Here is a 13,444-nt window from a genome sequence, read left to right as displayed (position 1 = left end):
CCCCCCCCCCCCCCCCCCCCCCCCCCCCCCCAGCCGGCTCAGGCCTGGGCGCGCTCGATGTAGGCGACGGCGTCGCCCACGGTCTTGAGGTTCTTGACCTCGTCGTCGGGGATCGAGACGCCGAACTTCTCCTCGGCGGCCACGACGACCTCGACCATGGACAGGGAGTCGACGTCGAGGTCGTCGACGAAGGACTTGTCGAGCTGGACGTCGTCGGTCTCGACGCCGGCGACCTCGTTGACGATCTCGGCGAGGTCGGTGCGGATCTCTTCGGTGGTGGCCATGTGCAGGCTGTCTCCTTGTTTCTTGTTGGGTGGTGCTGGACGGTGCGGGATCAGGGCAGGACGACGACCTGGGCGGCGTACGCCAGGCCGGCGCCGAAGGCGATGAGCAGGGCGGTGTCGCCCGAGCGGGCCTGGCCCTCCTCGCGCATCCGCTCCAGCGCGAGCGGGATGGAGGCGGCCGAGGTGTTGCCCTGGTGGACGATGTCGCGGGCGATGGCCACGCTGTCGGGCAGCTTCATCGCCCGGGCCATGGCGTCGGTGATGCGGTTGTTGGCCTGGTGCGGCACGAAGCAGTCGAGGTCGTCGACCCCGATGCCGGCCCGGTCCAGCGCCTGGAGGCCGGTCTTGGCCATCTGGAAGGAGGCCCAGCGGAAGACCGCGTTGCCCTGCATCACCAGGTGCGGCATGCGCGGCGAATCGGAGGTCAGCACGTCGCGCCAGTCCTCGCGCGAGCGGATCAGGTCGTACTGCTCGCCGTCGGAGCCCCAGACGACGGGGCCGATGCCCGGCTCGTCGCCCGGACCCACGACGACGGCGCCGGCGCCGGCGGCGAAGATGAAGGCGGTGCCGCGGTCGCTGGGGTCGGTCTGCTCGGAGAGCCGCTCGGCGCCGATGACGAGCACGTGGCGGGCGCTGCCGCCCCGGACCATGTCGGAGGCCAGCGCGACGCCGTGGCAGAAGCCGGCGCAGGCCGCCGAGACGTCGAAGGCCGCCGCCTGGTCGGTGCCGAGGTCGTGCGCCACGAGGGTGGCCAGGGCGGGGGTCTGCATGAAGTGGCTGACCGTGGCGACCACGACGCAGTCGATCTGGCGGGCGTCGACCCCGGAGTCCTCCAGCGCCCGGCGGGCAGCGGCCACCGACATCATCCGCAGGGTCTCGTCGTCGGTGGCCCAGCGCCGCTCCTCGATGCCGGAGCGCTGGCGGATCCACTCGTCGGTGGAGTCGATGCCCAGGACGACCTCGGAGTTCGGGACCACCCGCGAGGGCCGGTAGGCCCCGAGGCCGAGGAGGCGCGCGTGCGGGGCGCCGGCGGAGGGCCGCAGGGCGGGCCGTGGCGTCGTGCCGGCCATCAGGCGACGCCCTCGGGGTGCAGACGCAGCAGCGGCTGGCCGGGGGAGACCGGGTCGCCGTCCTCGACGAGCCACTCGACGACCTGGCCGCCGTGGGCGGCGGTGATGGTGATCCGGTCGCGCGAGCTGGCGACGTCGCCGATGGGCGTACCGGCGCTCAGCACGGCGCTGGCGGCGGCGGCCTCGTCGAGGTGGAAGGTGCCCTTGGTGGGGGAGACCACGACCCGCCAGGTCGGGGTGATCTCGAGCCCGGCCGACTCGCCGTGCTTGTCGACGAAGGCGCGGGCGTCGTCGAGCTGGTCGGGGGTCTTGAGGGCGAAGGTCTCGACCCCCTTGAGGGCGCGCTTGGCGATGCCGGTCAGGGTGCCGGCCGGGGGCATCTCGAGGATGCCGGTGACGCCGAGGTCCTCCATCGTCTCCAGGCACAGGTCCCAGCGCACCGGGTGGGCGATCTGCCCCACCATCCGGCGCAGCACCTCGCGGCCGTCGTGCACGACCTGGCCGTCGCGGTTGGAGATCACGCGGGTGCGCGGGTCGTGGGTGGAGACCGAGCGCGCCAGCGCCCCCAGGTGCTCGACCGCCGGAGCCATGTGGTGGGTGTGGAAGGCGCCGGCCACCGACAGCGGCACCAGGCGTGCCTTGGCCGGGGGAGCGTCCTTGAGCGCGGCCAGCTGCTCGAGCGTGCCGGCGGCCACCACCTGGCCGGGCCCGTTGTCGTTGGCGGGGGTCAGCCCGTGGGTGGCCAGGGACTCCAGCACCTCGTCGCGGTCGCCGCCCAGGACCGCGGTCATGCCGGTGGGGGTCCGGGCCGCCGCGCGCGCCATGGCGAGCCCGCGCTCGCGCACCAGCACCATGGCCTGCTCGGCGGTGATCACCCGGGCGCCCGCGGCGGCGCCGATCTCGCCGACGCTGTGGCCGGCGACGGCGCCGATGCGCTCGAAGGCGTCGCTGGGGTGGGGGAACAGCTCGAGGGCGGCGATCAGCCCGGTGGCGACCAGCAGCGGCTGCGCCACCTCGGTGGCCCGGATCGCGTCGGCGTCGGCCTCGGTGCCGTAGTGCACGAGGTCGAGACCGGCCACGGTGGAGAGCCACTCGAAGCGGCGCGCGAAGTCGGTGTCCTCGAGCCAGGGGGTGAGGAAACCGGGGGTCTGGGCTCCCTGTCCGGGAGCGACGATGACAAGCACGACTCCTACTGTGCCGCAGCAGGTCCTACGACTCACGAGCGCCACTGACGATAATGAGGGCGGTTTCGTTGTGAGTTTCCTACAAGAACCCGCGGGGGGCGCTCACTTCGCCGGCGTACGGGCGGGGGTGTCGGGCTCAGTCGTCGGCGGATCGACCGGACTGCCGGCCCAGGACGAGCGCGATCTGGAGGGTGAAGGCCTCTCGTGCCTCGGTCGGGTCGAGCCCGACGAGGTCGGCGACCTGGCGCAACCGGTAGCGCACGGTGTTGGCGTGCACGAAGAGGGTGCGCGCGGTCGCCTCGATCGAGGTGCCGGACTCGAAGTAGGCCGTCAGCGTGGCGGTCAGGGTTCCGCGCGAGCGCAGCAGCGGCACGTACACCTCGTCGACGAGGTGGCGCCGCGCGTGCCCGTCGCCCCCGAGTGCCCGCTCGGGCAGCAGCTCGTCGGCGCGGACGGGGCGGGGGGCGCCCGGCCAGCCGACCGCGACCCGGTGCGCCGAGACCGCCGCTCGCGCCGAGAGGTGGGCGGTGTCGAGGTTGTCGGCGACCGGTCCCACGACGACCGGGCCATCGCCGAAGACGTCCACGACGCGGGCGGCGGCGGCGCGCGGCTCGGTGACGCCGCCCAGCAGCAGGACCAGGCGATCGCCCTGCACCGCCCCGAGCGCGTCCATGCCCGCGGCCTGGGCGGCGCGCCGGGCCTCCTCGAAGAGGTCGGTCTCGGCCCGGCGAGCCGGCGCGTTGCCGAGCACCACCGCGACCTGGCCCTGGCCCCGCCACCCGAGGGCGCTGGCCCGCGAGGCGATGGTCTCGTCGGCCTCGGCGCGCAGCACGGCGTCGACCACCAGGGCCTCCAGCCGGGCGTCCCAGGCACCGCGGGACTCGGCGGCGCGCGCGTAGACCTCGGCGGTGGCGAAGGCGACCTCGCGCGCGTAGCGCAGCACCGCCGCGTGCACCTCGAGCGCGTCCTCCGGCTGCAGCAGGGAGTCGACGTTGGCCTCGATCACGTCGATGGACAGCCGCACCAGGTCGACCGTCTGCTGCAGGCTGATCACCCCGGCCAGGGCGCGTGGTGCGGCGCCGAAGACCGAGGAGGCCAGCGCCCCCTCGCCCGACGGGGCGCTGTCGCCGTCCTCGGCGTACCAGCTGACGAAGTGGCGCACGCCCGCCTGCACGATCAGCCCCACCCAGGAGCGGTGCTCGGCCTCCAGGTCGCGGAACCACGGCAGCGCGGTCTCCATCCGCCCCGTCGCGGCCGTGCTCAGCGCCCCCGTGGAGCGCAGCAGCGTCTGGGCGGCGCGGCTGCGCGACGCCGGGGGATGGTCGACCACCCCTGCAGGCTAGTGCGACCGGCTGCAGGAATCCCCGGCCGGCCGGGGACTCCGTCGCTTGTCAGGTGTTGCAACCCCTGACAAGTGCATGAGTCCCCGGCTGACCGGGGACTCATGCACACGCGTCAGCTCCGGGCGGCGCCGACCGTGCACGGAGGGTCAAGTTTTGGCCGCGAACGGGTGAGAACCCTTACGTGCAAGGGATTTGTGCGACAGGGTGTCCCGACACCGTGGTGCTCACGACCCCCACGCGGGGAGTCGGCCGCGGTCGCCCCGACAGGAGGACACCGGTGCCCCCCAGCCGTCACCACGTCCAGCACCTCACCGTCCACGGTCACCAGCGCGCCTTCGTGAAGGTGGGCGAGGGGCCGGTGCTGCTGCTCCTGCACGGCCTGGGCTGCGACCACACGACCTGGTCGCCGGTGATCGACCGGCTGGCCGAGCACTACACGGTCATCGCGCCCGACCTGCTCGGGCACGGGCTGTCCGACAAGCCGCGTGCCGACTACAGCGTGGGCGGCTACGCCAACGGCGTGCGCGACCTGCTGACCGTGCTGGGCATCGACAAGGTCACGGTGGTGGGCCACAGCTTCGGCGGCGGGGTCGCGATGCAGTTCGCCTACCAGTTCCCCGAGCGCACCGAGCGGATGATCCTGGTCGCCTCGGGCGGGCTGGGCCCGGAGGTGACGCCGGCCATCCGCGCGATCACCACGCCCGGCTTCCACCACGCGATGGGCCTGCTGACGCTGCCGGGCGTGCGCCACGTGGGGGCGGCGGGCCTGCGCGGCCTGGCCGCGCTGCCCACCGCGGCCACCCGGGACCTCGCCGAGGTCGCCGACATCTACGACTCCTTCAAGGACCCCCGCGCCCGTGCGGCGATCCGCCACGTGGTGCGCGCGGTCGTGGACTGGAAGGGCCAGATCGTCACGATGGCCGACCGGGCCTACCTGACCGAGGCGATGCCGATGTGCGTGGTGTGGGGCCGCGACGACCACGTCATCCCGGTGCGGCACGCCCGCAACGCCGCGGCGCTGGCGCCCAAGGCGCGCATCGAGGTGATCTCGCGCAGCGGGCACTTCCCGCACAAGGACCACCCCGAGCGGTTCGTCGAGGTCGTGCACGACTTCGTGCGCACGACCAGCCCCGCGACCTACTCGCGCGCCCGCTGGCGCCGCCTGCTCAAGAACGGTCCCGCCAGCCCGGCGGGCGCCGTGGCCCAGGTCGTGCCGCTGACGGCCGCCGAACCGGGCGCCTGACCCCGGCGGCGTACGCCGACCGGTCGCGCCCCGAGCGAGCGCGACGACGGCCCCGGAGCGGTTGCCCCGGGGCCGTCGTCGTCGCTTCACCCGTGTGCCACGGGCACCGGCTCAGGCGTCGCCGCCCTCCTGCTTGACCCCGCTCACGGCGGTCGGGTCGTCGATGCGGTACTTCGAGAACGCCTTCTCCACCAGGCTCGGGTCGATCTCGCCGGCGTCGGCGAGCGCCTGCAGCGAGCGGACCACGACCGACTCGGCGTCGATGTGGAAGAAGCGCCGCGCCGCGGGACGGGTGTCGGCGAAGCCGAACCCGTCGGCACCCAGCACGCAGTAGTCGCCGGGGACCCAGCGCGCGATCTGCATCGGCACCGCGGTCATGTAGTCGCTGACCGCGACGAACGGGCCGTCGTGGCCGGACAGGGCGGTGGTGACGAAGGGGGTGCGGGGCTCGTCCGTGGGGTGGAGCAGGTTGTGCTCCTCCGAGGCGACGGCGTCGCGGGCCAGCTCGTTCCACGACGTCACCGACCAGGTGTCGGCCTGCACGCCCCACTCCTCGGCGAGCAGCTGGCGTGCCTTCTCGACCCACGGGAAGCCCACGCCCGAGGTCAGCAGCTGGACCCGGGGGCCCTCGCCGTCGGCCGTGGAGACCTTGTGCACGCCCTTGAGGATGCCCTCGACGTCGACGTCGTCGGGCTCCTTGGGCTGGTGCACCGGCTCGTTGTAGACCGTGATGTAGAAGATCACGTTCTCGCCGTCGGGGTGCTCCTCGCTGGTGCCGTACATCCGCTCGAGGCCGGAGCGCATGATGTGCCCGATCTCGTAGGCGAAGGCCGGGTCGTAGTGCACGACCGCCGGGTTGGTGGCGGCCAGCAGCGGGGAGTGGCCGTCGGCGTGCTGCAGGCCCTCGCCGGTCAGCGTGGTGCGACCGGCGGTCGCGCCGATGAGGAAGCCGCGGGCCAGCTGGTCGGCCATCGCCCAGATCGAGTCGCCGGTGCGCTGGAAGCCGAACATCGAGTAGAAGATGTAGAACGGGATCATGTGCTCGCCGTGCGTGGTGTACGCCGATCCCGCGGCGGTGGCCGAGGCCATCGCGCCGGCCTCGGAGATGCCCTCGTGGAGCATCTGGCCCTGCTGGGACTCCTTGTAGGAGAGCAGCAGCTTGCGGTCGACGGACTCGTAGAGCTGGCCCTGCGGGTTGTAGACCTTGGCCGAGGGGAACATCGCGTCCATGCCGAAGGTGCGGTACTCGTCGGGGGCGATCGGCACCAGGCGCTGGCCGATCTCGGGGTCCTTCATCCAGTCGCGCAGCAGGCGCACGACGGCCATCGTGGTGGCGATGGAGTTCTTGCCCGAGCCCTGCTTGAGCTCGGAGTACACCTTGTCGCCGGGCAGCTTCAGCGCCTTGGCCCGGTTGACCCGGCGGGGGACGGCCCCACCGAGGGCCTGGCGGCGCTCCATCATGTACTCGATCTCGGGTGCGTCGGCGCCGGGGTGGAAGAACGGCGCCGCACCGGTCTCGTCGTACGAGCGCTCGAGGTCGCGGTCGGAGATCGGGAGGTAGAGGCGGTCGCGGAACTTCTTGACGTCGTCCTGCGTCAGCTTCTTCATCTGGTGGGTGGCGTTCTTGCCCTCGAGGGCGTCGATCGTCCAGCCCTTGACGGTCTTGGCCAGGATCACCGTCGGCTGCCCGACGTGCTTCTTGGCGGCGTCGAAGGCGGCGTAGACCTTGCGGTAGTCGTGGCCGCCGCGCGGCAGCTTCTGGATCTGCCGGTCGTTCATGTGCTCGACCATCTTGCGCAGGCGCGGGTCGCCACCGAAGAAGCTGTCGCGGATGTAGGCGCCGTCCTCGACGGAGTAGGTCTGGAAGGCGCCGTCGGGGGTGGTGTTCATCTTGTTGACCAGGACGCCGTCGACGTCGCGGGCCAGCAGGTCGTCCCACTCGCGGCCCCAGACCACCTTGATGACGTTCCAGCCGGCACCGCGGAAGGTCGACTCGAGCTCCTGGATGATCTTGCCGTTGCCGCGCACCGGGCCGTCGAGCTGCTGCAGGTTGCAGTTGATGACCCAGGTCAGGTTGTCGAGCTCCTCGCGGGCCGCGACCCCGATGGCACCCAGCGACTCGGGCTCGGCCATCTCGCCGTCGCCGAGGAAGGCCCACACGTGCTGCTGGTCGGTGTCCTTGATGCCGCGGTTGTGCAGGTAGCGGTTGAAGCGCGCCTGGTAGATGGAGTTGATGCCGGTCAGGCCCATCGAGACCGTGGGGAACTCCCAGAAGTCCGGCATCAGGCGCGGGTGCGGGTAGGAGGGCAGCCCGGCGCCGGTGCCGTGCTGGACCTCCTGGCGGAAGCGGTAGAGTTGCTGCTCCTCGAGACGGCCCTCGAGGAAGGCGCGGGCGTAGACGCCGGGGGAGCCGTGGCCCTGGATGTAGATCTGGTCGCCGCCGCCGGGGGCGTCCTTGCCCTGGAAGAAGTGGTTGAAGCCGACCTCGTAGAGGCTGGCGGAGGACTGGTAGGTGGCGATGTGACCGCCCACCTCGAGGCCCTTGCGGTTGGCGCTGGAGACCATCACCGCGGCGTTCCACCGGATGAAGGCGCGGATGCGGCGCTCGACGTCCTCGTCACCGGGGAACCACGGCTCGCGCTCGGGCGGGATGGTGTTGATGTAGTCGGTGCTGCGCAGCGCCGGGACCCCGACCTGGGTCTCGCGGGCGCGCTCGAGCAGGCGCAGCATCACGTAGCGGGCGCGGTCGCGGCCCCGCTCGGCGAGCATCGAGTCGAAGGACTCGATCCAGTCGCGCGTCTCGTCGGGGTCGATGTCTGGCAGCTGGGTGGGCAGGCCCTCGTGGATCACCGAGGTCTTCGCGCTGCCACGCGGGGTGGGCGTGCTCTCGACGCCCTGGGAGCCGGTGGGCTCGGTGGCGTCGGCGGCGGTGCCTGCTGCAGGAGATGAGTCGTCGGTCACTCGTCCATCGTGGCACGCAGGTCGACGAACCGAAATCTACCGGCCGGTATGTCCTGTATCCGGTCGCAGGCGTCCTGAGAGGGGTCCCGAACGACCTCGAGGCGGGTACGCCGAGGCACGCGCCGGCGTCTCGCCACCCGCGCGGGAGGTTGCGTCGTCCGCCCAACTCCGCTGGACTGTCCGCACTACCCTGCGGCGCAGTGCCGCGGGTGTGACGACGTGGAGGTCTCAGTGAGCTCGACCGCGGGTGGCGGGTCCACCCAGACAGGCACCCCTTCAGGCCCGGCCGAGCGCCTCGGCCTCGGCAAGGGAATGGTGGTCCAGGAGCTCGGGTGGGACAACGACACCGACGACACCCTGCGGGTGGCCATCGAGGACGCCATCGACGCCGACATGGTCGACGGTGACTACGGCAACGTCGTCGACGCCGTCGTGCTCTGGTACCGCGACGACGACGGTGACCTGGTCGACTCGCTGGTCGACGCGCTGACCGACCTGGTCGGCGGCGGCGCCATCTGGCTGCTCACCCCGCGCATCGGGCGCCCCGGGTCGGTCGACCCCGCCGACGTCGCCGAGGCCGCTCCCGTGGCCGGCCTCGCACAGACCACCACCGCCACCGTCAGCAAGGACTGGGCCGCCACGCGCCTGGTCACCCCCAAGACCCCGGCCTGACCCAGGCCCGGCCAGACCCGGCCACACCTGCCCCCTCCCGTCGCGGGCTGCGGGGCGGCCACGGCAGATCGGACGTCATGATCTCCACGCTGCTCACCAGCGCCGGAACGGTCGGCACCAGTCTCCGCGTGCTGACGCGCGCCGGGGTGCTGCGCCCCTACTCCCCGGTGGTCCTGGCGAGGCTGGCCAAGGTGCTCAAGGACTGGGGCACCGGTCCCGCCGGCGGCTTCGCCTCCCTGGCCGTGCGGGCCCCGGGCGAGGTCGGTGTCGTCGACGAGCTCGGCGAGCTCACCTGGGCCCAGCTGCACGCCCGCTCGAACGCGCTGGCCCGGGCCCTGCGCGAGCGCGGCATCGGCGAGGGCGACGCCGTCGCGGTGATGTGCCGCAACCACCGCTTCTTCCTCGACGTGACCTGCGCCGCGGCCAAGCTCGGCGCCGACGCCCTCTACCTCAACACCGCCTTCGCCGGCCCCCAGCTGGTCGAGGTGCTGGGCCGGGACCGCCCCGCCGCGGTGGTGCACGACCAGGAGTTCCACGACCTGCTGGCCGAGGCCGACGTGCCGCTGCGCGTCGTGGCCTGGGTCGACGACGAGCGCGAGCTGCCCGAGGGTGCCGACACCGTCGAACGGCTCGTCGCGGTCCACGACGACGGCGACCTCGAGCCGCCGGCCCGCCACGGACGCACGGTGATCCTCACCTCCGGCACCACCGGCACCCCCAAGGGGGCGCCGCGCAGCGAGGCCGGCATCGATGCCGCCGTGGCGCTGCTCTCGGCGATGCCGCTGCGCCACGGCTGGCGCTGCCACGTGGCCGCGCCGCTCTTCCACACGTGGGGCTTCGCCCACATGGCCCTGGCCATGCTCCTGGGCACCACGCTGGTGCTGCGGCGCCGCTTCGAGCCGGAGGAGGCGCTGCGCACGATCGCCGAGGAGCGCTGCGAGAGCGTGGCGGTGATCCCGGTGATGCTGCAGCGCATCCTCGCGCTGCCCGCTGAGGTCCTCGACGCCCACGACCTGTCCCGGGTCGAGGTGGTCGCGTCGTCGGGCTCGGCGCTGCCCGGCGACCTGGCGCTGACCTGGATGGACCGCTTCGGCGACAACCTCTACTCCACCTACGGCTCCACCGAGGTCGCCTACGCCGCCGTCGCCGGGCCCGCCGACCTGTGCGAGGCGCCCTCGACGGCCGGCCGGGCGCCGTACGCCACGGTGCTCAAGGTGCTCGACGAGACCGGCGAGGAGGTGGCCACGGGACAGGCCGGGCGGATCTTCGTCGGCAACACGCTGCTCTTCGAGGGCTACACCGGTGGCGGCTCGAAGGAGGTCGTCGACGGGCTGATGGCCACCGGCGACGTCGGCCGGATCGGCGACGACGGACGGCTCTACGTCGAGGGACGCGACGACGACATGATCGTCTCGGGCGGCGAGAACGTCTTCCCCCAGGAGGTCGAGGACTGCATCGCCCGCCACGACGACGTCGCCGAGGTGGCGGCGGTCGGTGTCGACGACGACGACTTCGGCCAGCGGCTGCGTGCCTTCGTGGTGCTCCGCGACGGCGCCGGGCTCGACCAGGAGGCCGTGCAGGGCTGGGTCAAGCAGCACCTGGCGCGCTACAAGGTGCCCCGCGAGGTGGTCTTCCTCGACGAGCTGCCGCGCAACGCCACCGGCAAGGTGCTCAAGCGAGAGCTGCGGAGCGAGGACGCGTGAGCCAGCACCACACCGAGGAGCGCGGCCTGACCCTGGGTGGCCCGGCGCCCGACTTCACGCTGCGCGACCAGTTCGGCCAGGACGTCACCCTGTCGTCGTACCGCGGGGTGAAGGCGGTGGCGATCCTCTTCTACCCCTACGCCTTCTCGGGGGTGTGCACCAGCGAGATGGCCGGGGTCCGCGACCGGTTGGCCGAGTTCATGACCTTCGACACCGAGGTCCTCGCCATCTCCTGTGACCCGATGTTCGCGCTGCGCGCCTTCGCCGACGCCGACGGGCTGAACTTCCCGCTGCTCTCCGACTTCTGGCCGCACGGGCAGGTCTCGCGGGCCTACGACGTCTTCGACGAGGCAGTCGGGGCGCCACGCCGCTCGTCGTACGTGGTGGACAAGCAGGGCCTGGTGCGCTGGGCGGTGCACAACGCGAACCCGGACGGTCGCGACCTCGACGAGCACCTGCGCCAGCTCACGGCCCTGGCCTGAGCGCCGGCCGGGGGTCGGCCCGCGGGCGCGGTCTGGACCATCCTGGGCAAAATCCGCGCGGAATCCTCGAGAGTCGTGACGCTCGTCGGGGGCGGCACGTAACCTAGGTGGTGTCGAACCGCTGGTGACCCGAGACGCCAGCGGTTCGACTCATTTCCGACCCGCGTGCGTGAGCGTCTAGTCTGTGGCCCGCCCGCGGTGCGCTCCGTGCGGGCTCCGGGGCGTATAGCTCAGCGGTAGAGCACCTCGCTTACAACGAGGTGGTCGGGGGTTCGATCCCCTCTGCGCCCACCACCGCGACAGCCGGCGAAAGTATTCGCCGAGAGGTCCCATCCGGGAGGGTGACGGTGCCGAAGCACCTGTGACCCGCCTCACCAGAGGCGGTCGCAGACCCGTGGAGGCAACTCGGATGAGCGAGACCAGCAGACGGAACGTGATCGCGGTGGCAGGTGCCGGCGCCGCGGTCGGAGCAGCAGCACTCATCGGTGGGGGAGCGGCCTCGGCGGCCTCCCGCCCGAACCGGATCAGCGCCCAGGAGCCGCTCGTCGCCTACGTCGAGGACCACCGCTCCGACCGGGTGACGCTGATGATCGGCGAGGACGAGGTGGTCGTGCGCGACCGCGACCTCGTGACCCGCCTGCTCGCCGCGATGGGAGGCAAGTGAGATGTCGTCCCACCGCGAAGCACCGGAGATCTCCAAGGACCCCGTGGCCGACAGCACGGACGTCTACGCGTTCCGCAGCCCCGCCAACCCCGGCAACGTCGTCCTGATCGCCAACTTCATCCCGCTGCAGAAGCCCGACTCGGGCCCGAACTTCTTCGAGTTCGGCGACGACGTGCTCTACGAGATCCACGTCTCCAACAAGGGCACGGCCCAGGCCGACGTCAGCTACCAGTTCAAGTTCAAGACCACGGTGCGCAACGACCGGACCTTCCTCTACAACACCGGTCCGATCAACGACATCGACGACGAGACCTGGAACCGACCGCAGAGCTACTCGGTCAAGAGGGTCAAGGGCAACGACACCACGACGCTGGGCAGCAACCTGCCCTGCCCGCCGGTCAACGTCGGCAAGCGCTCCACCCCCGACTACGCGGCCCTCGCCGACCAGGCGGTGCACCAGCTGCCGCGCGGGCGCAAGGTCTTCGCGGGCCAGCGGGCCGACGCGTTCTGGGTCGACCTGGGCTCCATCTTCGACCTGGGCGCGCTGCGCCCCTTCAACGAGGCGCACCTGATCCCGATGGGCGCGATGGACGGCATCAACTCGGTGCAGTCCTACAACGTGCACACCATCGCCATCGAGGTGCCGATCGACGAGCTCACCCGGGACGGCTCCACGCCCTCGGACCCGATGTCGGCCACCTCGACCATCGGCGTGTGGGCCACCGCCAGCCGCCGCACCTCGCGGGTCTTCAACAAGAAGACCGGCAGCTACCGCGACTTCGGCAAGTGGCGCCAGGTCTCGCGCCTGGGCAACCCGCTCTTCAACGAGGTCGTGGTGCCGATGGCCGAGAAGGACCTCTGGAACAGCCGTGAGCCCTCGGGCGACAGCAAGTACCAGAAGTTCGTCTACAAGCCCGAGCTCGGGGGGCTGCTGCCGGTGCTCTACCCGGGGGTCTTCCCGAACCTGGAGGCCTACGACAAGCGCCGCGCCGACCTGCACGCGATCCTGCTCACGGGCATCCCCGAGGGGGTCGTGCCGGGCTTCCAGAACTACACCGGCCCGGTGCCCTCCGACATGCTGCGCCTCAACGTGGCGATCCCGCCGAGCAACGACCCGAACCCGCTGGGCCTGGTCGGCGGCGACCCGGCCGGCTTCCCCAACGGACGCCGGCTCGAGGACAACGTCACCACGATCGAGCTGCGGGCCATCGCCGGGCTGACCATCCCGCTGGTGGACCCGTCCTACACGCCCGACGACGCCGCCGCCGCGGTGGAGGACGGCTCGGAGTACACCAACTCGCCGCTGTTGGGCGAGTTCCCCTACCTCGGTCTGCCCGGTGGCGGATACCAGACCGAGCCCGGCACGACGCAGGCGTCGTGACCGGGGTCGCGACCGTCCCGGGGAGCGGCACCGCGGGTCCTGACGAGACGAGCCTGCTGAGTCATCAGGCGAACCTCGACGAGAACCCGTGGGCCGGCGAGGGCTCGGTGCTGCTCGACATCGGGGGCGACGTGGGGGCCCTCGTCGTCGACATGCCCGCGGCACTGGTCGGCCACGAGGTCGAGATCGACCCCGTGGACGGTCGCGACCGCCACGAGCACCCGCACGAGCACTCGCACGACCACGGGCACGACCACGGGCACCACCACGGGCACCGGCGGCACGTCGCGGTGGTGCCGCGCCGTACCCCGGCGGGCATCGCGCCCTCGGTGGTCTTCCCCGACCTGCACGAGGGCGGCTACCTGCTCTACGCGCCCGGCACCGACGACGTCGTCCTCGACGTCGTGGTGCGGGGCGGAGAGGTCACCTGGGCCACCTGGCCGTCCTGAGCCCCCCT

The 13,444-nt window shown here is 72.1% G+C and carries 12 protein-coding genes and 1 tRNA gene; 8 read left to right on the top strand and 5 right to left on the bottom strand.

The genetic code is table 11. The features are described from left to right. Nucleotides 1-38: 38 nt before the first annotated feature. The 4 genes from ABKW28_RS04940 to ABKW28_RS04925 form a co-directional block, all read right to left on the bottom strand. Entirely contained in the window at nucleotides 39-284 is a 246-nt protein-coding gene (locus tag ABKW28_RS04940) for an acyl carrier protein (RefSeq protein ID WP_193670229.1), read from the bottom strand. A gap of 50 nt (nucleotides 285-334) precedes the next feature. Further along, nucleotides 335-1,354, bottom strand: coding sequence for a beta-ketoacyl-ACP synthase III (locus ABKW28_RS04935; RefSeq protein ID WP_348606824.1), 1,020 nt, complete (start codon nucleotides 1,352-1,354; stop codon nucleotides 335-337). After that, nucleotides 1,354-2,538 (bottom strand): acyltransferase domain-containing protein, encoded by a 1,185-nt coding sequence (locus ABKW28_RS04930; protein ID WP_348606820.1) that lies wholly within the window; start codon nucleotides 2,536-2,538, stop codon nucleotides 1,354-1,356. The genes ABKW28_RS04935 and ABKW28_RS04930 overlap by 1 nt, the downstream gene beginning before the upstream one ends. A gap of 136 nt (nucleotides 2,539-2,674) precedes the next feature. After that, complete coding sequence (locus tag ABKW28_RS04925; protein ID WP_307823111.1) at nucleotides 2,675-3,868, bottom strand: helix-turn-helix domain-containing protein; 1,194 nt, start codon at nucleotides 3,866-3,868, stop codon at nucleotides 2,675-2,677. A 290-nt stretch (nucleotides 3,869-4,158) separates the two neighbouring features. On the opposite strand from ABKW28_RS04925, the gene ABKW28_RS04920 reads away from it, so the two are divergent. Next, nucleotides 4,159-5,124, top strand: a complete 966-nt coding sequence (locus ABKW28_RS04920) for an alpha/beta fold hydrolase (protein WP_348606817.1) — start codon at nucleotides 4,159-4,161, stop codon at nucleotides 5,122-5,124. A 111-nt stretch (nucleotides 5,125-5,235) separates the two neighbouring features. On the opposite strand, the gene aceE is transcribed toward ABKW28_RS04920, so the two are convergent. After that, nucleotides 5,236-7,974 carry a pyruvate dehydrogenase (acetyl-transferring), homodimeric type gene (gene aceE / locus ABKW28_RS04915; RefSeq protein ID WP_348606827.1) on the bottom strand — a complete coding sequence of 913 codons (2,739 nt, stop codon included), beginning with the start codon at nucleotides 7,972-7,974 and terminating at the stop codon, nucleotides 5,236-5,238. Between the two features lie 342 nt (nucleotides 7,975-8,316). On the opposite strand from aceE, the gene ABKW28_RS04910 reads away from it, so the two are divergent. From ABKW28_RS04910 to ABKW28_RS04880, 7 genes are all read left to right on the top strand, one after another. Then, the gene (locus tag ABKW28_RS04910; RefSeq protein ID WP_193670233.1) at nucleotides 8,317-8,757 is read left to right on the top strand and encodes a DUF3052 domain-containing protein; all 441 of its coding nucleotides are present in this window, start codon (nucleotides 8,317-8,319) and stop codon (nucleotides 8,755-8,757) included. A gap of 77 nt (nucleotides 8,758-8,834) precedes the next feature. Beyond that, nucleotides 8,835-10,460, top strand: coding sequence for an AMP-binding protein (locus ABKW28_RS04905; protein WP_348606814.1), 1,626 nt, complete (start codon nucleotides 8,835-8,837; stop codon nucleotides 10,458-10,460). Beyond that, on the top strand, nucleotides 10,457-10,942 hold the full coding sequence (locus tag ABKW28_RS04900; RefSeq protein ID WP_193670235.1) for a peroxiredoxin: 486 nt from the start codon (nucleotides 10,457-10,459) through the stop codon (nucleotides 10,940-10,942). Before ABKW28_RS04905 ends, ABKW28_RS04900 begins: the two co-directional genes overlap by 4 nt. 219 nt (nucleotides 10,943-11,161) lie before the next feature. After that, nucleotides 11,162-11,236, top strand: a tRNA-Val gene (locus ABKW28_RS04895). Nucleotides 11,237-11,351: 115 nt separating this feature from the next. Then, complete coding sequence (locus ABKW28_RS04890) at nucleotides 11,352-11,606, top strand: hypothetical protein (protein WP_193670236.1); 255 nt, start codon at nucleotides 11,352-11,354, stop codon at nucleotides 11,604-11,606. 1 nt (nucleotide 11,607) lies between these two features. Next, complete coding sequence (locus ABKW28_RS04885; RefSeq protein WP_348606811.1) at nucleotides 11,608-12,987, top strand: DUF4331 domain-containing protein; 1,380 nt, start codon at nucleotides 11,608-11,610, stop codon at nucleotides 12,985-12,987. Beyond that, on the top strand, nucleotides 12,984-13,436 hold the full coding sequence (locus ABKW28_RS04880; RefSeq protein ID WP_348606808.1) for a hypothetical protein: 453 nt from the start codon (nucleotides 12,984-12,986) through the stop codon (nucleotides 13,434-13,436). Before ABKW28_RS04885 ends, ABKW28_RS04880 begins: the two co-directional genes overlap by 4 nt. Nucleotides 13,437-13,444 lie beyond the last annotated feature (8 nt).

This window comes from Nocardioides sp. 31GB23, from assembly GCF_040012395.1.
GTDB classification, from domain to species: domain Bacteria; phylum Actinomycetota; class Actinomycetes; order Propionibacteriales; family Nocardioidaceae; genus Nocardioides; species Nocardioides salarius.
This window is presented reverse-complemented; position numbering and strand designations above follow the sequence as displayed.